The organism is Mycobacterium sp., assembly GCF_965229105.1.
Taxonomy (GTDB): domain Bacteria; phylum Actinomycetota; class Actinomycetes; order Mycobacteriales; family Mycobacteriaceae; genus Mycobacterium.
Genome location: NZ_OZ245858.1, coordinates 4,609,371 through 4,634,241, shown reverse-complemented (window position 1 = coordinate 4,634,241; position 24,871 = coordinate 4,609,371). Strand labels below are relative to the sequence as shown.

25 protein-coding genes are annotated in these 24,871 nt (G+C 66.0%); 14 read left to right on the top strand and 11 right to left on the bottom strand.

All coding sequences use genetic code 11. From position 1 onward, the window contains the following. Positions 1 to 25: 25 nt before the first annotated feature. The 3 genes from ADBZ9O_RS21555 (at position 26) to ADBZ9O_RS21545 (ending at position 1,969) form a co-directional block, all read left to right on the top strand. Positions 26 to 778 (top strand): DUF2275 domain-containing protein, encoded by a 753-nt coding sequence (locus ADBZ9O_RS21555; RefSeq protein WP_526524956.1) that lies wholly within the window; start codon positions 26 to 28, stop codon positions 776 to 778. Between the two features lie 284 nt (positions 779 to 1,062). Next, positions 1,063 to 1,683 carry a superoxide dismutase gene (locus ADBZ9O_RS21550; RefSeq protein WP_526524955.1) on the top strand — a complete coding sequence of 207 codons (621 nt, stop codon included), beginning with the start codon at positions 1,063 to 1,065 and terminating at the stop codon, positions 1,681 to 1,683. Between the two features lie 22 nt (positions 1,684 to 1,705). Beyond that, positions 1,706 to 1,969 carry a hypothetical protein gene (locus ADBZ9O_RS21545; RefSeq protein WP_526524954.1) on the top strand — a complete coding sequence of 88 codons (264 nt, stop codon included), beginning with the start codon at positions 1,706 to 1,708 and terminating at the stop codon, positions 1,967 to 1,969. A gap of 136 nt (positions 1,970 to 2,105) precedes the next feature. Here the strand turns inward: ADBZ9O_RS21545 and ADBZ9O_RS21540 are convergent, their stop codons facing one another. Further along, the gene (locus ADBZ9O_RS21540) at positions 2,106 to 2,492 is read right to left on the bottom strand and encodes a DUF2237 family protein (RefSeq protein WP_526524953.1); all 387 of its coding nucleotides are present in this window, start codon (positions 2,490 to 2,492) and stop codon (positions 2,106 to 2,108) included. 91 nt (positions 2,493 to 2,583) lie between these two features. Between ADBZ9O_RS21540 and ADBZ9O_RS21535 the strand changes: the two genes are divergently transcribed. Next, the gene (locus ADBZ9O_RS21535) at positions 2,584 to 3,519 is read left to right on the top strand and encodes an LLM class flavin-dependent oxidoreductase (RefSeq protein ID WP_526524952.1); all 936 of its coding nucleotides are present in this window, start codon (positions 2,584 to 2,586) and stop codon (positions 3,517 to 3,519) included. A gap of 8 nt (positions 3,520 to 3,527) precedes the next feature. On the opposite strand, the gene ADBZ9O_RS21530 is transcribed toward ADBZ9O_RS21535, so the two are convergent. The 3 genes from ADBZ9O_RS21530 to ADBZ9O_RS21520 form a co-directional block, all read right to left on the bottom strand. Next, complete coding sequence (locus tag ADBZ9O_RS21530; RefSeq protein ID WP_526524951.1) at positions 3,528 to 4,193, bottom strand: TetR/AcrR family transcriptional regulator; 666 nt, start codon at positions 4,191 to 4,193, stop codon at positions 3,528 to 3,530. Between the two features lie 61 nt (positions 4,194 to 4,254). After that, entirely contained in the window at positions 4,255 to 5,328 is a 1,074-nt protein-coding gene (locus ADBZ9O_RS21525; RefSeq protein ID WP_526524950.1) for a phosphotransferase family protein, read from the bottom strand. 2 nt (positions 5,329 to 5,330) lie between these two features. Further along, positions 5,331 to 6,161 (bottom strand): SDR family oxidoreductase, encoded by an 831-nt coding sequence (locus tag ADBZ9O_RS21520; protein WP_526524949.1) that lies wholly within the window; start codon positions 6,159 to 6,161, stop codon positions 5,331 to 5,333. Positions 6,162 to 6,760: 599 nt separating this feature from the next. Here ADBZ9O_RS21520 and ADBZ9O_RS21515 point away from each other — a divergent pair. Beyond that, entirely contained in the window at positions 6,761 to 8,992 is a 2,232-nt protein-coding gene (locus ADBZ9O_RS21515; protein ID WP_526524948.1) for a molybdopterin-dependent oxidoreductase, read from the top strand. On the opposite strand, the gene ADBZ9O_RS21510 is transcribed toward ADBZ9O_RS21515, so the two are convergent. The 6 genes from ADBZ9O_RS21510 to ADBZ9O_RS21485 all read right to left on the bottom strand — a co-directional run bounded on the left by ADBZ9O_RS21510 (position 8,989) and on the right by ADBZ9O_RS21485 (position 14,603). Continuing rightward, positions 8,989 to 9,810 (bottom strand): mycofactocin-coupled SDR family oxidoreductase, encoded by an 822-nt coding sequence (locus tag ADBZ9O_RS21510; protein WP_526524947.1) that lies wholly within the window; start codon positions 9,808 to 9,810, stop codon positions 8,989 to 8,991. The two genes, ADBZ9O_RS21515 and ADBZ9O_RS21510, sit on opposite strands and share 4 nt — an antisense overlap. Before the next feature lie 10 nt (positions 9,811 to 9,820). After that, positions 9,821 to 10,657, bottom strand: coding sequence for an SDR family oxidoreductase (locus ADBZ9O_RS21505; protein ID WP_526524946.1), 837 nt, complete (start codon positions 10,655 to 10,657; stop codon positions 9,821 to 9,823). Position 10,658: 1 nt separating this feature from the next. Beyond that, positions 10,659 to 11,918, bottom strand: coding sequence for a DUF1214 domain-containing protein (locus ADBZ9O_RS21500; RefSeq protein WP_526524945.1), 1,260 nt, complete (start codon positions 11,916 to 11,918; stop codon positions 10,659 to 10,661). Further along, positions 11,911 to 13,068, bottom strand: coding sequence for a sulfotransferase (locus tag ADBZ9O_RS21495; RefSeq protein WP_526533366.1), 1,158 nt, complete (start codon positions 13,066 to 13,068; stop codon positions 11,911 to 11,913). Before ADBZ9O_RS21495 ends, ADBZ9O_RS21500 begins: the two co-directional genes overlap by 8 nt. Before the next feature lie 29 nt (positions 13,069 to 13,097). Then, positions 13,098 to 13,541, bottom strand: a complete 444-nt coding sequence (locus tag ADBZ9O_RS21490; protein WP_526524944.1) for a nuclear transport factor 2 family protein — start codon at positions 13,539 to 13,541, stop codon at positions 13,098 to 13,100. Positions 13,542 to 13,637: 96 nt separating this feature from the next. Beyond that, on the bottom strand, positions 13,638 to 14,603 hold the full coding sequence (locus tag ADBZ9O_RS21485; protein WP_526524943.1) for an alpha/beta hydrolase: 966 nt from the start codon (positions 14,601 to 14,603) through the stop codon (positions 13,638 to 13,640). Positions 14,604 to 14,644: 41 nt separating this feature from the next. Between ADBZ9O_RS21485 and ADBZ9O_RS21480 the strand changes: the two genes are divergently transcribed. Next, positions 14,645 to 15,535, top strand: coding sequence for an SDR family NAD(P)-dependent oxidoreductase (locus tag ADBZ9O_RS21480; protein WP_526524942.1), 891 nt, complete (start codon positions 14,645 to 14,647; stop codon positions 15,533 to 15,535). Here the strand turns inward: ADBZ9O_RS21480 and ADBZ9O_RS21475 are convergent, their stop codons facing one another. Next, entirely contained in the window at positions 15,536 to 16,456 is a 921-nt protein-coding gene (locus ADBZ9O_RS21475; RefSeq protein WP_526524941.1) for a sugar-binding transcriptional regulator, read from the bottom strand. 111 nt (positions 16,457 to 16,567) lie between these two features. Between ADBZ9O_RS21475 and ADBZ9O_RS21470 the strand changes: the two genes are divergently transcribed. From ADBZ9O_RS21470 to ADBZ9O_RS21435, 8 genes are read left to right on the top strand one after another with little or no spacing between them, the layout of a single operon-like run. Then, positions 16,568 to 17,224 (top strand): SIS domain-containing protein, encoded by a 657-nt coding sequence (locus tag ADBZ9O_RS21470; RefSeq protein ID WP_526524940.1) that lies wholly within the window; start codon positions 16,568 to 16,570, stop codon positions 17,222 to 17,224. Further along, positions 17,221 to 18,708, top strand: coding sequence for a xylulokinase (gene xylB / locus ADBZ9O_RS21465; RefSeq protein ID WP_526524939.1), 1,488 nt, complete (start codon positions 17,221 to 17,223; stop codon positions 18,706 to 18,708). Before ADBZ9O_RS21470 ends, xylB begins: the two co-directional genes overlap by 4 nt. After that, entirely contained in the window at positions 18,705 to 19,379 is a 675-nt protein-coding gene (locus ADBZ9O_RS21460; protein WP_526524938.1) for a beta/alpha barrel domain-containing protein, read from the top strand. Before xylB ends, ADBZ9O_RS21460 begins: the two co-directional genes overlap by 4 nt. Then, a complete protein-coding gene (locus ADBZ9O_RS21455; protein ID WP_526524937.1) occupies positions 19,376 to 20,425 on the top strand; it encodes an NAD(P)-dependent alcohol dehydrogenase in 1,050 nt (349 codons plus the stop codon). The genes ADBZ9O_RS21460 and ADBZ9O_RS21455 overlap by 4 nt, the downstream gene beginning before the upstream one ends. Further along, positions 20,425 to 21,192, top strand: coding sequence for an SDR family NAD(P)-dependent oxidoreductase (locus tag ADBZ9O_RS21450; RefSeq protein WP_526524936.1), 768 nt, complete (start codon positions 20,425 to 20,427; stop codon positions 21,190 to 21,192). Before ADBZ9O_RS21455 ends, ADBZ9O_RS21450 begins: the two co-directional genes overlap by 1 nt. Then, entirely contained in the window at positions 21,186 to 22,244 is a 1,059-nt protein-coding gene (locus ADBZ9O_RS21445; protein ID WP_526524935.1) for a zinc-dependent alcohol dehydrogenase, read from the top strand. The genes ADBZ9O_RS21450 and ADBZ9O_RS21445 overlap by 7 nt, the downstream gene beginning before the upstream one ends. Next, positions 22,241 to 23,815, top strand: coding sequence for a sugar ABC transporter ATP-binding protein (locus tag ADBZ9O_RS21440; RefSeq protein WP_526524934.1), 1,575 nt, complete (start codon positions 22,241 to 22,243; stop codon positions 23,813 to 23,815). Before ADBZ9O_RS21445 ends, ADBZ9O_RS21440 begins: the two co-directional genes overlap by 4 nt. Then, positions 23,812 to 24,849, top strand: a complete 1,038-nt coding sequence (locus ADBZ9O_RS21435) for an ABC transporter permease (protein WP_526524933.1) — start codon at positions 23,812 to 23,814, stop codon at positions 24,847 to 24,849. Before ADBZ9O_RS21440 ends, ADBZ9O_RS21435 begins: the two co-directional genes overlap by 4 nt. Positions 24,850 to 24,871 lie beyond the last annotated feature (22 nt).

Sequence of the window (24,871 nt, the reverse complement as noted above, 5' to 3'; positions counted from 1 at the left end):
TGACACATCCGTCACGATGGACCCCATGCAGTGCGATGTAGCCCGCGAAGCGTTGTCTGCGCGGATTGACGGCGAGCGCGAACCGGTACCTGCGGCTCGGGTCGACGAACATCTCGAGACGTGCCCGGCGTGTTGTGCGTGGTACATCCGCGCTGATGAACAGGCCAAGCGTCTGCGACTGCGTGCGGCCGAACCGCAGCGGGATCTCTCGCGGCAGATCCTCGCCGCGGCCGGGGTCGAGGCCGTCGGTCGCTATCGACGATGGGGCCGCTGGACCGGCCGGTACGGGATCAGGGCTGCGCTGGTCGTTGTCGGCGTGTTGCAGGTAGCGGTCGCGGTGGCGCAGATGGCGGGCGTCAGCTTCGGCATGATGGCCGCGACGATGCACGGCGCGGGCTCGATGGGCGGTGAGCATCTGATGAACGAGACCACGGCCTGGGCCCTGGCATTGGGTCTGGGGATGGTCGTCGCGGGCCTTCGGCCGACCGCCGCCGCCGGTGTCGCGTGCGTGGTGGCCATTTTCGCGGCAGTACTGCTGTGGTATGTGGTCAGTGATTCGATGACGGATCAAGTAACCCTGATCCGAGTGCTCAGTCACCTGCCGGTGATCGCCGGTGCAGTCCTCGCCGCCCTGGTGTACCGCCAGTCCCGCGTCGCCAGCCGGCCGCCACCAGCAAGTGCCGCTGACGACTTCGACGACGATATTGTGCTGCCCGGCAACGCAAGTCGAGGCCGCCGGCGTGGCCATCTGCGGTCGAGCGGCGATTCGGCGGCCTAGCCTCAGTCTTGTGCACCAGCAAAATGTGCTGCACTGCACCATGTTTCACCCACAATGATGCGGTCGGCCGTGGCGCCACCACCCGACGTCCGGGCGTTGCGCGATGTGCTGCATCGACGAAAAGACGCGCACGGCCGACCTGCCACGTCAATCTATCACCTGAACATCTGAACAGCTAGACTGATGAGGAATCCGGGTGGGTCACCCCGTCCGAGGGTGGCCTAGCACCTGAGATTCAGTGAGCGGTGCCGTCCTGCGCACGCGAGGATGCAGAAAGGGAATTCATGACTGAGTACACCTTGCCCGAATTGGCTTACGAGTACGGGGCATTGGAACCGCATATTTCGGGCCAGATCAACGAGATTCATCACAGCAAGCATCATGCGACCTACGTCAAAGGCCTCAATGATGCGATCGCGAAGTTGGAAGAGGCGCGGGCCGGCGATGATCACGCGGCGATCTTCCTCAACGAGAAGAACCTGGCCTTTCACCTCGGTGGGCACGTCAACCACACGATCTGGTGGAAGAACCTCTCTCCGAACGGCGGCGACAAACCCGAGGGTGAACTTGCAGCGGCGATCAATGACCAGTTCGGCTCATTCGACAAGTTCCGCGCGCAGTTCACCGCCGCCGCCAACGGGCTTCAGGGCTCCGGGTGGGCGGTGCTGGGCTATGACACACTGGGCGGCAACCTGCTGACGTTCCAGCTCTACGACCAGCAAGCCAACGTGCCGTTGGGGATCATCCCGCTGCTGCAGGTCGACATGTGGGAGCACGCCTACTACCTGCAGTACAAGAACGTCAAAGCCGATTACGTCAAAGCCTTTTGGAATGTCGTGAATTGGGCAGACGTGCAGGATCGCTTCGCTGCTGCGACCACCAAAGCGCAGGGTCTGATTTTCTAGGCCGCGTGGCAACGGCCTGACGATGTCGGACGACGACAAGACCCGGTGGGCAATCGATGTGATGACCGCGTGGAGTCATGACGACTGCGCTGATTTTGTTCACGAACGCATCGACGCCTACCTGGCGGAGCCGCACGGCAGTCCCGATCTGATCACCGGGCTGGTCAACCTGTCCGGCCTGCTGCTGATGGGCATGGAGGCCACCACCGGCAAGGGCACACCCGAGATCCTCCAAGCGATCGCGGCCACATTGTCACGACACGGACAGTCACCCGGCCCGCAATAGGCTGGGTGGCTGTCCAACTCGCCCAGGGGTGACTACGAGCACGTCTGCATCTTCTCCCACAGCAAGGCACCGCTGCCGTGGCTCCGAGGCCAAATTAGCTTACCAGGCAACAGCTTTCGTGGCCGGTCAGCTGTCCTCAGAGGCCGCCTAGGCCATCGGGTACATCGACGGCATGCTCTCGCAGCACCTCCAGCGGCACCACCCGCAATGTACTTTCATGGGTGGCCGCCAGGACCACCGGAGCTGCACATCCGTCGTGCTCGGCGCGTAGCCAGTTCACCGCTGTCACGCACCAGCGGTCGCCGGGGACCAGCCCGGGGAACCGGTACTCCGGCATCGGTGTCGACAAATCATTGCCGATGGACCGCTGGTGCTCCAGGAAATCGCTGGTCACAAAGGCGCAGATGGTGTGCAGCCCGACATCTTCAGGCCCCGTCGAACAGCAGCCGTCGCGGTAGAAGCCTGTCACGGGGTCGGTACTGCAGGGTTCCAACGGTCCCCCCAATACGTTGTGGTCAGCCATGCCACCAGTATCCCGCCGGGCGGTTCGGACCGCCCGGGAACACTCCGAGGGTGACAACGTTCGGGGCGGATGTAACGGATAGTGTCGAGGCATGACTGGACTCGACCTCGGTGTCTTCGTCCCGCAACTGGGGTTCACCTACGCCGAAGTTCTCCATCGCGCTCGGCGCTGCGAGGAACTGGGTATCGGCTCGGTGTGGCTCTATGACCATCTCTACGGTCCGGGGATGCCCGACGTGCCGTCTCTGGAGGCATGGACGGTGGCGACGGCGCTGCTCAGTGCCACCGAGCGACTGCGAGTCGGACACCTGGTGTTGTGCAACCAGTTTCGCCACCCCGCAGTGCTGGCCACGATGGCCAACACGCTGAACCAAGTCTGCGGCGGACGACTTGAACTCGGCCTGGGCAGCGGCTCCATCGAAGACGAACACACCCGGGCAGGCCTGCCGTGGGGCAGCTTCGCGGAACGGTCCGGGCGGTTGGGCGAAACCCTGGAGATCCTCACGCAAGCCTTCACCGATAACGTGATCGACTTCGCGGGAACGCGTTACACCGTGCGCGAGCTGCCCATCGTTCCCGGGCCGGTGCCGTTGCCGCGACCGCCGATCACCGTCGGTGGAGTAGGGGAGAAGTACACGCTCCCGCTGGTCGCGCGCTACGCCGACGTCTGGAACGTGCCGACCTACGCACTGGGCGAACTCGAACACAAGGTGGCGGTGCTACGGCGACTGTGCACCGAAATCGGCCGCGACCCGGCATCGATCGTGCTGTCGGTGGAAGCGGTGATGGCGCTGGCGCCGCACGAGGCGGCCCTGCCGAAAGTGCGCGCAGTCGCCGAGCGGCGCTTCGGTGGGCCTGGATTCGGCCTGCACGACAGCGACTTGATCGGCACTCCGGCAATGATGGTCGAGAAGCTAAAGGCGTTGCAGGAGTTGGGCTTTGCGAGAGTAGTGGTTTTCACCCATGATCGGGCCAGTGATGAGACGCTGGAGTTGCTCGCCGCGGACGTGATTCCCGCGGTCGCTTAGCGATCCCTTCAAGCGGTGCGCCGGCGCGGCTGGTCAGCCAGTCCGGCGGTGGGCCTGCGCTGGCGGCGAATGCTCGATGAGCGGCCCGCGGTCAATCGGCGGGCCGGGGCGCACAGCCCGATGCCCAACAGTGTCACCAAGGCGAATTCGACCATCGCGGCCACATCGGTATCGGTGGGCAGCTCGCCACGATCCATCGCGGCATTCGCCATGTCGGCCAAGTGTTCGCGCAGCGCGGTGGTGGTGGCAGTACCGGCGGCCCGAAGGCCGGGGTTGCGTGCGGACTCCAGTATCGAGGTGATCAGGAAGTCAGCCCTGGACCGATTCTCGGATTCGCCGGACACCAGGCTGGTCGCAAAGGCGTGAAGTTGCCCGAAGAATGTGCACTCGGTGGCAGGCTGCGCGACGGTGTCGGCCAGCACCGTGGTCAGTGCGTCCTGTTCGACGGCGCGATACAGCGCGTCCTTACTGGCGAAGTGGTAGTTCACCGTCGGGCGGGAAACGTTCGCGCGTTCTGCGATCTCCTTGAACGTCGTCGACTCGTAACCCAGGGTGCAGAACGCGTCGCGTCCAGCCCGCAGAATGTGCTCGCGTGTCACCTGGCTGCGGACATGGGTCAGTTGTCGAGTTCCGGGGGGGCTGGCCTGCGACGGCCACACGTTGTTGACATCCACGGTTGGTGATTCGGTGCCGCAGCATCCGCAGATGGGTCGACCCCGAAACCGGGTGCCGGCATCAGGTGTTTTGGGCCAGAGAAAAGCCCAGTTCAGCCAGTGCGCGGTAGCGATCGCGGAAGTCGCTGCTGCCCGCCCGGGCGTCGGCGGCGTTGCCGTCCAGGCCGCGCCGATAGACCCCGGCGGTGATCGACGCGAGCCGGAACAGGGAGAACACCACGAAGATGTCCAGTGACTCGGGAATCTCGCGGCCCAGGTGCCGGCAATAACTTTCGACGAAGGCCCGTTCGTCGGGGATGCCGGTGCCGGATAGGTCCTCACCGGCCAGACCTGCGGTGCTTTCTGGCCCTTCGGTGAGGTGGTAGGTCATACAGGCATAGCCCAGATCGGCCAGCGGCTGCCCGATGGTGGACAGCTCCCAGTCCAGTACCGCCACGATCCTCGGTTCGGTGGGATGGATCAGCACATTGCCGAGCCGGTAGTCGCCGTGAGCGATGGTCGCTTCCTCATCGGGCGGCAGGTGGCGCGGAAGCCACGTCGCCAGCCAATCCATCTCCGGCATCTCCTCGACCTTGGCGGCCTCCCACTGCCGCGTCCACAGCGCCACCTGCCGGGCCATGTAGTTCTCGGGACGACCGAAGTCCGCCAATCCGGCGGCGCGCCAGTCGACGCGGTGCAGGGCGGCCAGCACGCGCGCCAGGTCCTCGTAGATCGCGGCCCGCTCGGCCGGCGTGCCGCTGCGCATGGCCCGATTGGGAAACACCCGGCCGGCAACGTGGTCCATCACGAAGAACGGGGTGCCGAGAACCGACTCGTCCTCGCACAGCAGATGCACCCGTGGAACCGGGACATCGGTGTCGGCCAGTGCGGCGATGATGCGGTATTCACGTTCGACCGCATGGGCGCGCGGAAGCAGCGCGCCGGGCGGCTTTTTACGCAAGACGTACTCACCGCTTCCGGCGTGCAGGTGATACGTCGGATTGCTCTGTCCGCCTTGAAACTGCCGAACCTGCAGCGGCCCGGAGAAACCGTCCAGTGTCGAGGTCAGATAGCCAGCCAGGGCGTCTTCGTCGAGGCGATGCGCCGGGAGCACCGGGATCAGCTCGGGTACCCCGGCGGTCGAGGGTTCGGTCATCGCTACGCCTGCAGGCCCGCGGTGGTGCTCAGCCCGCCGTCGAGCGGGAGGACCGCACCGGTGATGAAATTCGCAGCCCGCGACGCCAAGTACACCGCCGCGCCGGCGGCGTCCTCGGTGCGTCCGATCCGCTTCACCGGAGTTGCGGCCGCCAGCCGGTCCCCGACGGCCTCCAGGGTGGCGGCCATCATCTTCGACGGAAATGGTCCTGGTGCAATGGCATTGACCAGGATGTCCGGTGCCAACTCCAACGCCATATGCCGGGTCAGCTGGTGCAGTGCGGCCTTGGACGCCGAGTAGGAGTAGGTGCCGAGACGCGGTACGACGATGCCGTCGATCGACCCGATATTGATCACCCGGGCTGGGTCGTCCTCGGCGGTGGCCGCGGACAGCAGCGGGCGGGCCAGTTGAGTCAGCATGAATGGGGCCTTGACATTTAGAGTCAGCACCTTGTCGAACGCGGCACCGGGGAAGGTATCGAACGGCGCACCCCAGGTGGCACCGGCGTTGTTGACCAGAATGTGCAGCGCATCTTCGCGGGCGGCGACCTCGTCGATCAGTGCGCGGCACCCGTCTTCGGTGCTGACATCGGCTGGAATGGCATGCACCTCACCGAATTGCGACAACCCCTCCTGTGCGGCGCGGCAGGCGTCCGGTTTACGCGACGAGATGTAGACGCGCACCCCGGCTCGCAGATAACCCTCGGCGATCATCAGGCCGATACCGCTGGTGCCGCCGGTGATCAGGGCGGTTTTGCCGGTCACGGAGAACAGTTCGGGAAACACGCTGGCGCTCCTTTTTGTGGAAAGTCCGGTCGGGACGACATCGAACATAGCCCGGTCGACGAGGCGGGTGAGGGACGAGCCCGGGGAGGGAGGGCCGGGCTGGAGAGGTGGGCCCGGTCGACGAGGCGGGTGAGGGACGAGCCCGGGGAGGGAGGGCCGGGCTGGAGAGGTGGGCCCGGTCGACGAGGCGGGTGAGGGACGAGCCCGGGGAGGGAGGGCCGGGCTGGAGAGGTGGGCCCGGTCGACGAGGCGGGTGAGGGACGAGCCCGGGGAGGGAGGGCCGGGCTGGAGAGGTGGGCCCGGTCGACGAGGCGGGTGAGGGACGAGCCCGGGGAGGGAGGGCCGGGCTGGAGAGGTGGGCCCGGTCGACGAGGCGGGTGAGGGACGAGCCCGGGGAGGGAGGGCCGGGCTGGAGAGGTGGGCCCGGTCGACGAGGCGGGTGAGGGACGAGCCCGGGGAGGGAGGGCCGGGCTGGAGAGGTGGGCCCGGTCGACGAGGCGGGTGAGGGACGAGCCCGGGGAGGGAGGGCCGGGCTGGAGAGGTGGGCCCGGTCGAGGGACGAGCCCGGGGAGGGAGGGCCGGGCTGACCTTCCCACTGTGGACCAAACGGTCTATGCTGCATCGTCAACTACAGCTGGGAGTTCCCGATGACTGTTGACTGGCAGCCCACCGCCTGCATTTTGTGTGAATGCAACTGCGGCATCGTCGTGCAGACCGAGGGGCGCACCCTGGCCCGGATCCGCGGCGATAAGGACCACCCGGGGACCGGGGGCTACACCTGCAATAAGGCGCTGCGCCTCGACCATTACCAGAACAACGCCAACCGATTGACATCGCCGATGCGCCGCACGCCCGACGGCAGCTACGAGGAAATCGACTGGGATACCGCGATCGCCGAAATAGCCGATGGTTTCGCCCAGATTCGCGATACCCACGGCGGGGACAAGATCTTCTACTACGGCGGCGGCGGTCAGGGGAACCATCTCGGTGGCGCCTACAGCGGCGCCTTCCTCAAGGCGCTCGGTGCCCGGTACCGGTCGAATGCGCTGGCACAGGAGAAAACCGGTGAGCACTGGGTCGACGCCCACCTCTACGGCGGACACACCCGCGGTGAGTTCGAGCACGCCGAGGTGTCGGTGTTCGTCGGTAAGAACCCGTGGATGTCGCAGAGTTTCCCCCGGGCGCGCGTGGTGCTCAACGATATCGCCAAGGACCCAGCACGGTCGATGATCGTCATCGACCCGGTGGTCACCGATACCGCCAAGATGGCCGATTTCCATCTGCGGGTCCGCCCTGGCACCGATGCATGGTGCCTGGCCGCACTGGCCGCCATCCTGGTGCAGGAAAACCTCTGTGACGAGTCATTTTTGAACCAGCACGTCACCGGGGTCGATGCCGTGCGCGAGGTGCTGCGCGAGGTTCCCATCGCCGACTATGCGGACAGCTGCGGCGTCGACGAACAACTGCTGCGCGCGGCGGCCAGACGGATCGCCGCCGCCGCCAGCGTGGCGGTGTTCGAAGACCTGGGCATCCAGCAGGCGCCCAACAGCACGCTGTGTTCCTACTTGAACAAGTTGCTCTGGATCCTGACCGGAAACTTCGCCAAACGTGGTGCACAGCACCTGCATTCGTCGTTCGCTCCGCTGTTCAGCTCCGGCGGTGTCGGACGCACCCCGGTCACCGGCGCCCCGATCATCGCCGGCCTGGTCCCCAGCAACGTTGTGCCGCAGGAGATCCTGACCGATCACCCGGACCGGTTCCGGGCGATGATCGTCGAGAGTAGCAACCCGGCCCATTCGATTGCCGATTCGACGGCCTGCCGAGAGGCATTCGAGGCACTCGAGCTGCTGGTGGTCATCGATGTCGCGATGACCGAGACCGCCCGGCTGGCGCACTATGTCCTGCCCGCGGCCACCCAATTCGAGAAACCAGAAGCGACCTTTTTCAATCTGGAGTTCCCGCACAACACGTTTCAATTGCGTCATCCGCTGTTCGAGCCGCTGCCCGGCACCCTGCCCGAACCCGAGATCTGGGCCAGGCTGGTGCGGGCACTCGGCGTCGTTGACGAGGCGGACCTGGCACCGTTGCGCCGGGCGGCCGTCGAGGGCCGGGATGCCTACGCCCAGGCCTTCCTGGCCGCAGTCAGCAGCAGTCCGATGTTGGCCAAGACGGTGCCGTTCGTGCTGTACGACACCCTGGGCCCCACCTTGCCTGACGGCCTGGCCGGTGCCGCAGCGCTGTGGGGGTTGGCGCAGAAGGCGTCGTTCACCTATCCCGAGGCGGTCCGGCGCGCCGGTCACGCCGACGGTAATGCGCTGTTCGACGCGATTCTGCAGAATCGCTCGGGCGTGACCTTCACCGTGCACGAGTACGCCGACGATTTCGCGCTGATCGGTCACGCCGACCACAAGATCGCCTTGGCGATGCCGGAGATGCTCGACGAGATCCGCGCACTCCCTGGCGCACCACGCGGGATGACCAGCGGGGAGTTTCCCATCGTGTTGTCGGCAGGGGAGCGGCGAGCGTTCACCGCCAACGACATCATCCGCGATCCGTCCTGGCGTAAGCGTGATGTCGACGGTGCACTGCGGGTCAGCGTCGAGGATGCCGAGGCGCTCGGATTGGTCGACGGCGGCCGGGCCCGGATCACCACCGCGGCAGGCACCGCCGAAGCCAGCGTCGAGATCAGCGAGGTGATGATGGCCGGACATGCCTCGCTACCAAACGGTTACGGCCTTGACTACACCGACGCCGACGGCAACGCCCACACCCCCGGCGTCGCACCCAACGCCCTGACTTCGACACAGTGGCGTGACGCCTACGCCGGTACCCCGTGGCATAAGCACGTGCCGGCCCGCATCGAGGCCGTTGCGGTCTAGTGGCTGCGGATACCGAAACCGGCGTCCAGCGGCCAGCTGGTACCGGTGATGAATCTCGCGTCGTGCGATATCAGCCAGGCCACCGCGGTGGCGATGTCCTCGGGAGCCAGTAGCGAAATCGGCAGCGCGTTCTGCTGGGTGCCCAGCCATTCGTCACCGGCCGCGGACAGTGCGATGGTGGTGTCATTGATGATCATGTCCGTGGCGACACCGCTGGGATGAATGGTGTTGACCCGAATCGAATGTGGCGCAAGCTGAGCCGCCCACCCCTGCATCAGTGCGACCAGTGCCCGCTTGGACGCGGCGTAGGCCTGTAGCCCGGGCCGGTCGGTGTTGGAGGCCTTGATCCCAGCGGTCGAACTGGCCAGCACGATGGATCCGCCGCGGCCACCGTCGATCAACGCCGGGATGGCGGCGTCCACGGTGTTCCAGACGCCGATCAGGTTGATATCGACGACGTCCCGGAATACCTGGGCGCGGTCGTCGGCGGAGGTCAGGCGGATCACGCCCGCATTGGCGATCACGATATCGAGGCGGCCAAACTCCGCGACCCCGTCGGCGACCACCGCGGCCACCGCTTCCGGGTCGCGGACGTCGGCCTGGCGGGCGACTATCCGACGACCTTGGTCCTCAACAAGTTTCACCGTGGTAGCCAGGTCGTCGGGCGTCGATCCCCGATAGTCGGTGGACTCGATTTCGGCGCAGATATCGAGGGCGACGATATCGGCGCCCTGGCTGGCGAGTTTGACCGCGTGCGCTCGGCCCATGCCACGAGCAGCGCCGGTGACGAATGCAACGGAACCATCAAGATTGCCCACTGGGTCGCCTCTATTTCTCGCGCGGGAAGTTGACGTTTTTGGTGACGGTTTCCCACTCGTCGATTGACGCGGTCATCGCCGCGATCTTGTCCCGGACGGCCTTGAGCACATCGCGGCCCAGCAGCAGGCGCAGCGGAGGTTCGTCGAGGGTGCTGACCATGACTACCGCCTCGGCGACTTTGCGTGGATCGCCGGGCAGGTGGTCGGCGAAATCCTTGATCAGGGATTTTCGGGCGCCAACGCTGTCGTCGTAATCGCCGATCGGAGTGGATGATTCCCACATCGACCGTTTGGCCCAGTCGGTGCGGAAGGCGCCCGGCTCGATGGCCGTCACCTTGATGCCGAGCGGCTTGACCTCCTGGGCCAAGGCTTCAGTGAGCGCTTCCAGTGCGAACTTCGTCGAGGAGTAGTAGGCGTTGGGCGGGTTGGCGACCAACCCGGTCATCGATGAGATGTTGATGATATGCCCGGACTTACGCTCGCGCATCGATGGCAGCACGGCCTTGATCAGATCGACGACGCTGAAGTAGTTGGTGTCGAACAGCTTTCGGACCTGCTCATCCTCACCCTCTTCGACTGCCGACAGGTACCCGTTGCCCGCGTTGTTGACCAGCACGTCGATCCCGCCGTAGGTGGCGTCGGCCGCTGCCACCGCGTCAGCGATCAGCTCTTTGTCCGTCACGTCCAACGCAACGCCAAGGGCCCGGTCGCCGAATTCGTCGACCAGATCCTGCACGGTCTCGATGCGGCGGGCCGTGACCACCACGTTGTGACCAGCTTCCAGTGCGGCGCGGGCTATTTCGCGCCCGATTCCGGTGGAGCATCCGGTGACCAACCAGCAGCCCATCTCAGATCGTCCCTTCCGGCAGGCGGCGCAGATACGCGGTCCGGCGCTGCGCGAGTTCGTCGGCGCGCTGGGCGGCGGTCACCCGGGGAAGGGTCGGTACCTCGGTGTCGAGCTGGTCGAGGGCGACCACCCGGCCGCGCGCGCCGAGATCCTCTTTGGGGCCATGTTCGCCGAACTCGGCCATCCGCAGCGTGAGGATGCCCTCGCGCAGTCCGTCGGAGTCGATCCAGTTAGCGGTGCCGGGGTCAGTGGGGGAGATGACGTAGGTGTAGCTGCCGTCGTCGTTCGGCACCGACTGGGCCTTGTTCAGGCTGCCGGTGCGGTCGACGAGTTCCAGTGTGGTGCCCCAGATATTGCTCAACGGGACGGTGAAGTACTCCGCACCGCCGTCCCCGACGTCGACGACGAAGGCTTCGTCGGGGGCGAGGTCGAACCGCCCCATGACGTACACCTGGTTGCGCATCGCGCCGACTTTATCGGCCGACCACGCCAGGTTGAAGTTGTTGGCCGGCATCTTGTAGATACCGTGGCTGAGCTTGCCGGTGAAGTTGGCGAAATGGGCCATCATCGCCGCGGTGGCATCGGCTTGTTCGTCGAGAGTGCGTACCGGTGTGGCCGGGGCGGAGCCAAGGCGCTCGACAGAGAGATGGTTCGGGTCGTCGCGGCCCCAGTCCAAAAGGACGTCGCGGATGTAGAACTCGTGGGCCGCCGGGGTGGACTGAACGTGATTGGGTCGCCCACCCGCGGGATCGGAATCGACGGTGATGGTGAACGAGCCGTCGGAATCCACCTCCATGGTGCGGCCGTTGAGCACGGCGACGGTACCCATGTTCGCATCCCATAGCGTGAAATAGTTCTCCGTCATCCGGTGCTCGCCGACCCGGCCGTGGATCTCGTAGCGTTCCTCGCCGGAGATCGGGATCACCCGGTACACGCTGTCCGGATTGTCGATACCCCACCGGGATCCGGGGATGTGCTGACCCGCCACCTGATGGCCGAGGCGGGTGATGCAGATGACCTTGGGGCGCAACTTGTCCTGATTGGACGACCAGACCGCGGCCGAGAACATCACCTCGGCGAAGGCGGCGTCGAAACGTTCGCGCATCGCGTCGGACGCTTTCGCACGGCTGCGCCAGGTCTCGGCGACACTGCGGTAAGCCGCCCGCACGGTGGGGTGCGCGGTGAGCTCCAGTGCCGCCAGCTCATGCTCGTGCTGGGCTTTACTCGCTACCGGATTGGTGGCGACCGGATTATCAGGCATGGACTTCCCCTCGAAATCGCGCGTTGTAGGCAGTGAATCGCTCGTCGATCTGGGCATTGCTCAGCCCGTAGGTTTCCGGCCGGTAGGAGGGTCGCCCCGGTTCCCGGGGGCGGTCGACCAGCCATGCGCGCATCGCGGACTGCGCCTCGGCGGTCAGCGGCAGCCCAATGGCGTCATAGACCCGCGACACCTGGCCGATCGGATCGGCTACGGCATCGGCGAATTCGATATCGGTGACCCGCGACGCCTCGTCGAACCAGTTGTCCCTGCTGCGCATCGCGCGGTCATTGGTCCAGCCCATCCGCTCGATCCATTCCGCCCCCACCCGATGCAGGTCGACGGTATCGGAATGCATGGCGTGCAGGGTGGCATTGAGGCTGGCCCCGGAGGCGATGGTGTCGCGGGGGTCGCGGTGCATGTGCACGACGTGCAGATCAGGGAACTGGACTCGCAGCGCATCCAGATAACCCAGGTGGGCAGGTGATTTCAAGACCCAGCGGGCAGCGATCCCGCCTGTCCGCTGACGCTTCTGCCACTGCAGGAACTGCACCATCCGATACAGGTAGGCATAGGCGGGGCCGAAGTCTTCGCCGTCGATCCACGATCGGTATCTGGGCAGGTGCGCGCCCGCTTCGGGTACGTGGGACAAGAACGCGTCGGAGAGGAAGACGATCTCCTCTTCCGGTTCACGGGCGTACATCGGGTGGATGGTGAACAGGTCAGGGGCCAGCTCACGCGATTTCGCTTCGCGCGCTTCACTGATCGCGATGCGTGGGTCTAGCGCCGACCAATCATGGTCCAGTTGGGGGGCGGTCTCCACCACCTCCCAGCCGTACGCACAGTGAAAACCTGGGTCGGCCGCGAGCAGGCGTTGCAGCAGCGTGGTTCCGCTGCGCATCATCCCGACCACCACAATGGGCGCGACGATGCGTTCCTCGGTGATCTCGGGATGACGCCGGATCCACTCCTGAGCGCGCAGCCGCATCCGCAGGCTGTGCACGATGCCCGAGCGCAGGATGTACACCCCGATATCGTTCAGATCCGCGGCGGCATAACTGTCCAATAGCACCGACAGTGGTTCCTGGAACGGCACCGGACCCCAGTCGTCGAGCCCCTCCTTGGCCTGCGCGCCGGCCAGCACCGACGCCATCTCGAAGGCCGCCTGCTGTTGGCTTGCGGTCACCACTTGAGGTGGTGGCTGGTATCGCCGACCTGGTCGATGAACATGGTGCGACTGTCGAACCACCACTGACCGTCGACGCGGTGGAAGGTGTCGCGGTAGTGACCGGTGACGATCACCTGCAGAGGCAGATCCGGGGTGGCCTGGGTGACGCAGTAGTACGCGCCGCCCTCCGCCGTTCCCGAGGTGTCATCGACGCGGATCTGCACATTGGTGGTCAGATGCTTGGTCTTGGGTGTGCCGTCCTCGTAGAGGCGAGTGGCCATGTCGTACATCGCCCTGACCCGGGCACTGCCCTCGAATACCGTTTCCGGCGGCCCGTTCTCGACACCGCAGATCCGGCCGTGGGCGAACAGGGCGGCGACGCCGTCCAGATCGCCGGTATCGATCAGCTCGGCGTAGCGGTAAATCAGGTTCTCAATCTCACGTGCACTATCAGTCATCTGGCCCCGTCAACGGCGGTGAGAATTCTTTATCCCCGCCATCTTGGTAGACATGACCCGATTTGTGTCTATTTTCCGCCAACCGACAGGTGCTGTTCAGCCCTGCACCTTCAGGACCCGACTCAATACAGCCAGCACCTCGGCCGCTTCCCGCTTGCTGACGGCGGCGCCCGCGGCCAGCATTGAACCGTGGAATGTGCCGGGGAACAGATGCAATTCGACGGTCACCCCGGCCGCGAGCAGTGCCTGGGCGTAGACGATGTCCTCGTCGCGCAGCGGATCGAAATGCATCGCCGAGATGTACGCCGGCGGCAGGCCCGCGAGGTTCGTGGCCCTGGCCGGGGCCGCATACGGCGACACGTCGGCGGTACCGCGCACGCCGTCGCCGAGGTAGCAGTCCCAGCTGTTCTGCGCCGACGGCAGATTCCACAACGGCGTGTCGGTGAAGCTCTGCATGCTCGTGGTGGTCAGGCGGTCGTCGAGTTCGGGCACGCCCAGATACTGGAATGCGATCGCCGGGCCGCCGCGGTCGCGGGCCAGCAGTGCCAGCGCCGCGCATAACCCGCCGCCGGCGCTGATGCCGTGGATCGCGATGATGTCCGTGTCGATGGACAGGGCGTCGGCGTTTGCCGCCACCCAGACCAGGCCGGCATAGCAGTCGTCGAGTCCCGCCGGGAACGGGTTCTCCGGTGCCAGTCGGTATTCGACGGAGATCACTACAGCGCCGAGTTCGCGGGCCAGGTGGTAATTGGCCGCGTCGTTCATCGCTGCGGATCCGACGGTGAACCCGCCGCCGTGAATGTCGTAGACCGCACCCCGCGTTTTGCGCACGTCGGGGGTGAAGATCCGCAACGGCACCGGGCCTGCGCCCGCCGGGCCGGTCGCCTGGACCTCGGTCAGTGCCACACCGGAGCGGTCGATATCGCCGATGAGGGAACTGAACAACTCGTCGATGAGGCGCCGTGATTCGGCGACAGGTACCACTTCGGCGCTGCGCTGCGGCAGCATCTCGATGACGGGCACGAGGTCTGGATCGAAGGCGTAGCTCACGGGAAGGATCATGCCGCACACCCCCGACTAATCGGCGCGGTTAGCATCAGGCCGTGACGTCACAATGGTCGCCGACCCGACTCGGCAACATGACCGGTAAGCGCATTGTCGTAACGGGTTCGACCAACGGAGTGGGGTTGGCGACTGCACGCGCCTTGGCAGGCGCGGGCGCGCACGTCATCCTGGCCGTGCGTAATACCGACCTCGGCGCCCAGCGGGCGGCGGAGATCGGCGGCTCTACCTCGGTGCTGAAACTTGACCTGGCCGATCAGTCCTCGGTCAAAGCGTTCCCCGACCTGCTCGACGGGGAGATCGACATCCTGATCAACAACGCCGGCGCGGTCGTGCAGAAGCGCAGCGACACCGTCGACGGCTTTGAGATGATGATGGGCACCAACTTCCTGGGGCCGTTCGCGTTGACCAACCTGTTGTTGCCGCGGGTGCGCAGCCAGATCATCAACGTGGGATCGGATGCACATAAGTCAGCCACCGTCCGGCTGGAGGACCCGCATTCCCGGGTGACCAAATGGTCGTCGTTCCCGGCGTATGCCCGCTCCAAGATGGCGGTCATGCTGTGGGGCCTTGAACTGGACCGTCGGCTGCGTGCGGCGAAGTCACCGGTGTCGACCTATCTGACCCATCCAGGCTGGGTGGCCTCGAATTTGTCGAATGTGTCTGATACACCGGTCATGTCGGCGTTTCACAAGGTGGTGCAGACGGCGGCCAGCGTGCTCGCCAACGATCTCGACGCCGGGGCGGCCCCGACGCTGTACTGCATCACCGAACCCATCCCGCCGGGCAGCTATGTCGGTATCGACGGTGTCCGCGGACTCAAGGGCGGCCCGGTGCTCAGTGGTCGCTCCGCTGCCGCGTGTGACTACGACCTGGCCGCGGAAATGGTGCGGTTCGCCGAAAAGGAAACCGGCACAACCGTTCCCGTTTAATCAGGCAAGAACAGCCGCGGCGATCTCAGTATCGGTGACGATCGAGGACACCAGACCCGAACGCAGGATCGCCCGGGTGGCGTTGATCTTGTCGTGACCGGTCGCCACGGCGATGCGGGTCGGGATGGCTCGCAGCGTCTGTTCCTCGACACCCATCCGACGTTCGTCCAGACCCGGTATCCGGTTTCCGGCGCTGTCGAGCAGCAGCGCGCAGGTTTCGGCTGCGACGCCGGAGGCTTCGAGTGCCGCCGCCTCCTGTGGTGTCAACAATTCGTACACCTGGGATGCGCCCGGCGACCAGGCGCCGACCGAGACGATCGCGCAGGTCACTTTGCCCTGCCGGGCGACGGTCTCCTGGATCTGGATAGTGCTCGACAGGCTTTCGGCGGTCCTGGCATCGGAGACCACCAGGGGTGCGTACAGCGGCCATGATTTGCCGCCGCTGATCTCGCTGATCCGGCGCACCAGGTCGGCACCGTTGGTGTTGATCGTGCCCGCCATACCGGTCAGTTGGACGACATCGCAGCGCGGCAGTGTCGTGAGGTACCCGGCCACCCGGGCCAGCGTTCGCCCGCAGTCCACACCGACGACATCGTCATCGCGCAGGATCGACACCAGTAACTCGGCCATCGCTTTGGCGACCGCGTCCACCCGGTCGGCGGGGCTGTCGGTATCGGCGACGACCGCGTAGGCGTGTTCGAGTTGATAGTGGCGCTGTAATGCGGTGGAGAGTTCGACGTCGATCGATCCCGGGTTATGAATGGTGATCTCGACCATGCCGGAGGCCACCGCCTCATCGAGCATCCGGGTGACCTTGAAACGCGAGATGCCGAATTCGTCGGCGATCTGCACCCGGGTACGCCCTTCCAGGTAGTACCGGCGCGCCACCAGTGCGCGCTGAAACAGCTCGTCCGGCCCCATCCCGTTTGCCCTCCTCGCGGCGCGTCTGCTCATTTGAGCACACGCCTTGACAGTTGAGCGTACGCCATTGCATGATCTAGCTCACAGCATTTTGAGCGACAGGATTCACATATGAGCGCGGGCGAAGACGATTTGACCGGCCTGGCCGGCTCCGTCCTCGCCCGCGAATCCCGAGCTGTCGCCGCATTGGCCGGCGCTGTCGAAACGCAGATCGTTGCTGTCGCCCGCCAGATCCTGGCGATCAGCGGCAAGGTGGTGACCACCGGATCGGGTACCTCCGGGATCATGGCCGAGCGGCTGGCTCATCTGTTGTCGGTCTGTGGCACCCCGGCGGTGTATCTGCCGTCGATGGATGCCCTGCACGGCGGCATCGGTGCGATCACCGCCAATGACGTGGTGCTCGCCATCTCCAAAACCGGCCGCTCAGGTGAACTGACCACGCTGACCGACCGGCTCGTCCGTCGTGGTGTCGAGGTCGTGGCCGTCACCGAGAATGCCGGCTCGCCGTTCGCCGCAGCCGCCACCACCGTCGTCTCGCTGCCGGCGACCCCGGCCGATGCCGACCCGGGCGACATGATCGCGATGGCCAGCACGCTGGCCGTCGGGGCGTGGGGTGACGCTCTGGCCGTCGTCGCGATGGCGATGCGCGGGCACACCTTGCACGATGTCGTCGACAGCCATCCCGCCGGGGGAGTCGGGGCGCGCGGTCTGCAACCCGGTGACGAACATCTGCGGGTGGTACACCCTGCGCCGGGAGCCACGTCATGAGTGTGGGCGCCGTCCTCGGCGTCGACTCCTCCACCCAGTCGTGCAAGGTCGAAGTCCGCGAACTGGCCACCGGCCGGTTGCTGGGCAGTGGCGCAGCGCCTCATCCGCCTGCCTTTCCGCCGTCCAGCGAGCAGCATCCACGCGACTGGGTGAGCGCCTTCGTCGCCGCCGCCCGCGGCGCCATGGCCGCGTGCGAGCAACCGCTTGAGGTGCGGGCGATTTCGGTCGCCGCACAGTGTCATGGTCTTGTCCTGCTCGACGGAGCCGGTGAGGTTTTGCGCGCCGCCAAACTCTGGAACGACACCACCGGCGCACCAAATCTGGCGCGGCTCGTCGAGCGTATCGGCGCCCGGCGTTGGGTGATGCGTATCGGTTCCCTGCCGACCGCCGCGTTCACCATCGCCAAACTCGCCTGGATTGCCGAGCACGAACCGGGGCTCCTCGATCAGGTCGCCACCGTGCTGCTGCCACACGACTATCTGACCTACTGGCTCACCGGCGAACGGGTGACCGACCGATCCGATGCCTCAGGTACCGGTTACTTCGATGCGACTGACGGACAGTGGATTACGTCCTATCTTGAGCTCGCCGCCGGTGACCGGAACTGGTCGGGCAAGCTGCCCACCGTACTCGGTCCTGCCGATGCCGCGGGCACCGTACGCGCCGCACCGGCAGCCGAACTGGGCATCGGCGCCAATGTGTTGGTGGCAGCCGGCGGCGGTGATCAGCATGCCGCCTATCTGGGTCTCGGCCTCACCGACGGTGACCAGTACTTGAGCATCGGCACCTCAGGTGTGGTCGCGACCTCGTCACGGGGTCCGGTCTTCGACACCACCGGTGCCGTCGACGGCGTCGCCGATATGACCGGCGGTTACCTACCGCTGATGAGCACGCTGAACGCCGCCAGGGTCTCCGACCGCGCGGCCGCACTGCTCGGTACCGATCTGGCCGGCCTCGCGGAACTGGCGCTGGCCGCGGGTCCGACGCAGGGACCGGTGTTGGTGCCCTTCTTCGACGGCGAGCGCACCCCCGACCGCCCCGAAGCCAGGGGAGGCCTGGTCGATATCACCTCACAGACCACCCGGGAAGAACTTGCACGCGCTTTCGTGGAAGGCCCGCTGCTGTCCCTGCTGTCGGGCCGCGACAGCCTGCGGGCGTGCGGTGTCGAACTCGGCGGTGCGGCAACGGTTGTCGGTGGCGGTGCCCGATCGCGTGCCACCCTGCAACTGCTGGCCGACCTGCTCGGCGACGAGGTCACCGTGCCCGATGTCGACGAGGCCACCGCCCGCGGCGCCTGTATCCAGGCCGCGGCGGTCGCTGCCCGTACCGACCGGGCGGGCCTGGTCGACCTGGCCAAACGGTGGCTGCCCGACGCCAGAGAGCGGGTCGTTCCCCGCCCGCACGGCAGGGACCTGAGCGCCCTGCGCGCCAGATGGGCCACCGTCGCGGCCTCTGCACTGCTTGACAGCGCAGGTGCCCGATGACCGCACTCGCGCCGTGGCACACCGACTTTCCCGGCTCGCTGGCCGGTTCGGTGTACGCCGCCGCCGGTTCCCGGCTGGTCGCCGCGCAGACCCTCGACGACGCCGGAATCGATGTCCACATCGACGTGATGGCCGCCTCCGAAGGATTCCCCACCGGGGTGAGTCTGGCTGAACTGCAGATGATTTCGGCCGTCGTCGATCGGGCCAGGATCGGCGTGCACCTGATCGGCTCGCCCGACTTCGTCGATGCCGTGCTACCGAAAATCCTGGCACTGCACCCCGGGGTGGTCTTCCTGCCGTGGTCGGCGTTCACCGAAGGGCGTGCCGCCACAGTCCGCGCGACCGGAAGTGCGGCCTGGATCGCGGTCTGGCAGGAATGGGACGGCCACGGCCGTCCCGTCTGGTCTGCCACCCCCGACGGCGTGCTGGTGATGCTCATTGCGCCCGGCACCCGCAACAGCGCCTCGCTGAGCCGGCTCAATGTCGTCGAAGCCTGCGCCGCCGAATTCCCGGTGGCGGTCGACGGCGGTGTCACGCAGGCGGTGGCGCCGCTGTGTCTGTCCGCCGGAGCGAAGTCCCTTGTGGTCGGGCGGTCGCTGCTCCTCGAACATAGCCCACCGCAACATGAGTCAACGCAAACCGAATACGAGACGACGAGAAGGACATCATGACCAGCACCATTCCCGGTACCGACGCCGCACCCATCGACGACACGATGCGGGCCAGCGTGATGACCGGTGTCCGCAGCCTGGTGATCGAAGAACGCCCAGTCCCGACGCCCGGTCCGAACGAGGTGCTGATCCAGGTTGCCGCCGTCGGCGTCTGTGGTTCCGATGTGCACTACTACCGGCACGGGCGCATCGGTGATTTCGTCGTGAACGAGCCGATGATCCTCGGCCACGAACTGTCCGGCCGGATCGTCGCAGTGGGCGACGGCGTCGAGCCCTCGCGGGTCGGTCAGCGGGTCGCGGTGGAGCCTCAGCACCCGTGTCGGCGCTGCAAGCAGTGCAAGGCCGGTCGCTACAACCTGTGTCCGGAGATGAAGTTCTATGCGACGCCGCCGATCGACGGTGCGTTCTGCAAGTACGTCATCAGCGATGACGACTTCGCCCATGCCATACCGGATTCGATGTCCGACGACGCCGCCGCACTGCTGGAGCCGTTGTCGGTGGCCATCGCCACCATGCGTAAGGCCGGCATCGTCCCCGGGTCGTCGATCCTGATCGCCGGCGCCGGGCCGATCGGCGTCATCTGCGCGCAGGCCGCCCGCGCCTTCGGCGCCTCCCGCATCGTCGTCACCGATCTGGTCGAGTCCCGCCGCGAGAAGGCGCTGACCTTTGGCGCCACCGAGGTCCTGGATCCCACGGTCGTCGATGTCACCGGCATCGAACCGGTCGACGCGTTCGTCGATGCCACCGGTGTGCCCGCGGCCGTCATGAGTGGCATCAAGGCGGTCGGCCCGGCAGGCAAGGTGGTCCTGGTGGGCATGGGGGGCGACGAATATCCGCTGCCGGTCAGCCACATCGCGAACCTGGAGATCACCCTCACCGGGGTCTTCCGTTATACCGATACCTGGCCTGCGGCAATTCATCTCGTGCAGTCCGGGGCGGTTGACCTCGACGGAATGGTTACCGGCCGCTACGACCTAGAACACGTGGCCGATGCCCTTGACAGCGATACCGACCCCGCCAGCCTCAAGTCGATTGTGAATCCCTGATGACTAAACGTTCCCCGTTCGATCTCTCCGGCCGCACCGCGCTGGTCACCGGTGGTAATCAGGGGCTGGGCCGTGCTTTCGCGTTCGGGCTTGCCGAGGCCGGCGCCACCGTCGCCATCGCGGGCCGCAGCGCTGAGCGTAACGACAAGGTGGTCAGTGAGGCGGCCGGCGAGGGACACACGTTCCATCCGATCACCGCCGATATCACCGCATCGGCCGACGTCGCCAGGATGACCGCGGAAGCGGTTGCCGCACTTGGTCACATCGACATCCTGGTCAACAATGCGGGCACCTGTTACCACGCCGATTCCTGGGATGTCACCGAGGAGCAGTGGGACGATGTCTTCAACCTGAACGTCAAGGCGCTGTGGGCATGCTCGCTGGCGGTCGGTGCGCACATGCGTGAGCGCGGTTCGGGTTCGGTGGTCAACATCGGATCGATGTCGGGGATCATCGTCAATCGCCCGCAGATGCAGCCCGCCTATAACGCGTCCAAGGCTGCGGTCCATCACCTCACCAAATCCCTGGCGGCCGAATGGGGGCCGCTGGGCATTCGGGTGAACGCGGTGGCCCCCGGATACTGCAAAACCGAGATGGCACCCGTCGACCGGCCCGATCTGAAGCGGTACTGGATCGACGACGCACCCCAGCAGCGGTACGCCATGCCCGAGGAGATCGCGCCCAGCGTGGTGTTCCTGGCCAGCGACGCCGCCTCGTTCATCACCGGATCGGTACTTGTCGCCGACGGGGGATACACCGCATGGTGAGCCCAGCTCTCGCAGGCACCAACCGGCGGGTCGTCGTCAACGCCATCGACGACGTCGTCTTCGAGACCGTGCCGGAAACCTCGCCCGCAGCCGGTGAGGTCCGGGTGCGCAGCACCATCGTCGGGATCTGCGGCTCGGATCTGCACGCCGCTTGCGGTAAGCACCCGTTCATCGATCTGCCGTACCGGCCCGGCCACGAGGTGGTGGGTGTCATCGACGCGGTCGGCTCCGAGGTCGATGACTCCTGGCTGGGCACGCGCGTCGTGGTTGAGCCCAACCTGGCGTGTGGGCACTGCGCCCAGTGCCGCGAGGGTCGCTACAACATCTGTCGCGAACTGTTGGTGCTGGGCTGTCAAACCCCCGGTGGGCTGGCAGACACGTTCTCGGTGGCAGTGGATCGCGTCATCGCCCTCAACCCCGAACTCGATGACGACCATGCCATCCTGATCGAGCCGTTGGCCACCCCGATCCACGCGGTCCGCCGCGCCGCCGCAGCGGTGGGGGATCTGCGGGACCGCGCGGTCGTGGTGATCGGCGCCGGTCCCATCGGGTTGTTCGTCCTGCTGGCTGCACGCCAGGCCGGTGCCAGGGTGGTGGTGGCCGACCTGCTGGCGTCCAAGCGCGACCGCGCCGAACGCCTCGGCGCAGTCGGAACTTTCGACCCCACCGCCGCGGACGCCGTCGACACCGCGCTGGCACAGCTCAGCGGGCCTGCCGCGGTGGTCATCGACTGTGTGGCCAGGGAGAGTTCGGTCGCGCAGGCCATCGAACTGGTCGACAAGGGTGGCGCCATCATGATCGTCGGTGTCGCCGCTGGCGCGGTGCCGGTTCGGCTCGACCTGATCCAGGACCGTGAGCTGGCGTTGATCGGCAACCTGATGTACGTCAGGGAAGACTTCACCGCCGCGATCGACCTGCTCTCGTCCGGCGCGGTCCCGATCGACGAAATCATCAGTGCCCGATTTGATTTCGAGCACTCCGCCGAAGCGTTCACCGCCTCCGCGGACGGCGAGAACGTGAAAGTGGTTGTCACCACTGGGAGCAGACCATGAGCTCAGCAATTCTCGAATGTGCGGCCATCACCAAGAGTTTCGGCGGGGTGCCGGTACTCAAGGGCATCACGCTCGACCTCGAACCCGGCACCGTGACCGCGCTGGCCGGTGAGAACGGCGCGGGCAAGTCGACGCTGATGAAGATTGTCAGCGGCCAGTACAGCGCCGACTCCGGAGATGTCACGGTGCAGGGCAACCACCTCGCCCCTGGCAGTCCGCGCGACGCCGTCCGGCACGGTGTCGCCATCGTGCCGCAGGAACTGGCGTCCATCGAAGATATGACCGTCTACGAAAACCTCTTCGTGGGACGCGAAATCAAGGTCGGCCCATTCCTGAACCGACGAGCCATGATCGATGAGGCCCGGGATGCGCTGTCGGCATTCGGCGTGGCGATCTCACCGACGGCGCGGATGGGTAGCCTGCCCGTCGGTTTGCGCCAGATCGTGGAGATCGTCAAGGCCGCCCGCACCGGTGCACAGGTCGTGATGCTCGACGAGCCGACCTCGGCCATCTCCGAACGCGAGGTGGAAGGCCTGTACGGGATCGTCCGCCGGCTGCGCGATCAGGGCGTCGCGATGGTGTACACCACGCACAAGATGGCCGAGATCCGCGCCATCGCAGACCGGGTCGTGGTGCTTCGTGACGGCGGGCTGATTCTGGACAAGCCACTGACCGACGTCAGCGACGACGATATCGTCACCGCGATGATCGGGCGCGAGCTCAATGCGCTGTTCCCCGAACTGGTCGAACCCAAGCCCGACCCGGTCCTCGAAATCCGCGAGCTGCAGGTCGCCGGCGCATCCGAACCGGTCTCGTTCTCGGTGAGCTCCGGTGAGATCGTCGGGCTCGCCGGGCTGGTCGGCGCCGGCCGAACTGAACTGCTGGAAGCCATCTTCGGGGCCAGGCACAGCACGTCCGGGGAGATCATCGTCCGCGGTCGCCGGGTCAAACGCAATGCGCCCGCGGCCGCGATCACCGAAGGCATGGCGATGGTCCCCGAGGATCGCAAGATCTCCGGTGTGGTGTTGTCGATGAGCGTGCTGGACAACGGCTCACTGCCGCGGCTGTCATCGTTCAGCGTCGCGGGCTGGCTGCGCGGGAAGTCCCGCACCAAGGCGGTATCCGATGTGATGAAGTCGGTTCGGTTGCGCAGCAGCGGAATGGGCCAACTCGTCGGCACCTTGTCCGGCGGAAATCAGCAGAAGGTCGTCCTGGCCCGCTGGCTCACCGGTGAGGTCAATGTGCTGCTTCTTGACGAGCCGACCCGCGGTGTCGACGTCGGTGCCCGCAGCGAGATCTACCGCATCATCACCGAATTCGCCGAAGCCGGGATGGCAGTGGTGATGGCCTCCTCGGATATGCCCGAGATCATCGGCCTGTCGCACCGCGCGTTCGTGATGCGCGACGGGGCGTTCGTCGGCGAACTCGACCGCGACGCGCTCGACCACCCGGCAGTGCAGGAATCCGTCTTCCGGATGGCGACCGCCTTGGACGGGCCCCGACACATAGACCCACACCCATCAACCCCGACGGCCCAACCGCGGCCAGAGTCACCGGAGGCATCATCGTGACCACCCCAGTCGACACCGAAGAAACTCCGGAGGCATCCGGGGCCACGGTTGTGACATCGCCGATCACCGGCGAGCCCGTCAAGCTGCTCTCCAAGGAGTGGATCAGCGGTATCGCGCTGCGCTACTCGATGGTCATCATCATGCTGTTGGTGATCGCCTACTTCAGTTACCGCAGTGCACGATTCGGCACCGTCGACAACCTGGTCACCATCCTGGTGGCGGCCGCACCGTTTGCGCTGATCGCACTGGGACAGACGCTGGTGGTGCTCACCGGCGGCATCGACCTGTCGGTCGGCAGCGTGATCGCGGTATCGGCCATGGCGGGTGCGGCGACGGCGAAGGCCAACCCCGGGCAGGTGTGGATGACCGTGGGTGTGGCGATGGTCGTCGGCCTGGTGGTCGGCTCGATCAACGGAATCCTGGTGTCACGCATCAACGTGCCTCCGTTCATCGCGACATTGGGCACGTTGACGGCGGGCTCGGGTCTCGCCTACGTGATCGGCGGCGGTGCACCCATCAACGGTCTGCCGGCTGAGTTCGGGTCCATCGCCAACACCAAGATTCTCGGTCTGACCATCCCAGTGCTCGTGATGATCCTCGGCATCATCGTGCTGGCGATCGTGATGAAGCGGACCACCTACGGTATGCGCGTCTACGCCGTCGGCGGTAACCGCAACGCCGCCGAGATCGCCGGGATCAACGCCAAGAACGTGCTGTTCAGCGTCTACGCCCTGTCCGGTCTGCTGGCCGGTATCTCCGGTGTGATGCTCGCGTCCCGGGTCATCTCCGGACCGCCAAACCTGGGCCAGGGATACGAACTCGATGCCATCGCCGCAGTGGTGATCGGCGGCGCCAGCCTGATGGGCGGGCGCGGCACGATCTGGGGAACTGTGTTGGGCCTGTTCATCATCCAGACCCTGAACAACGGTTTGGACATCCTCGTGGTGCCCGCCTACTGGCAGGACGTGATCAAGGGTGTGCTGATCGTCGCCGCGGTCGCCGTCGACGTCTGGTCTACGCGACGAAGAACCTGAGTTCGGTTCTGATGCATGTCCA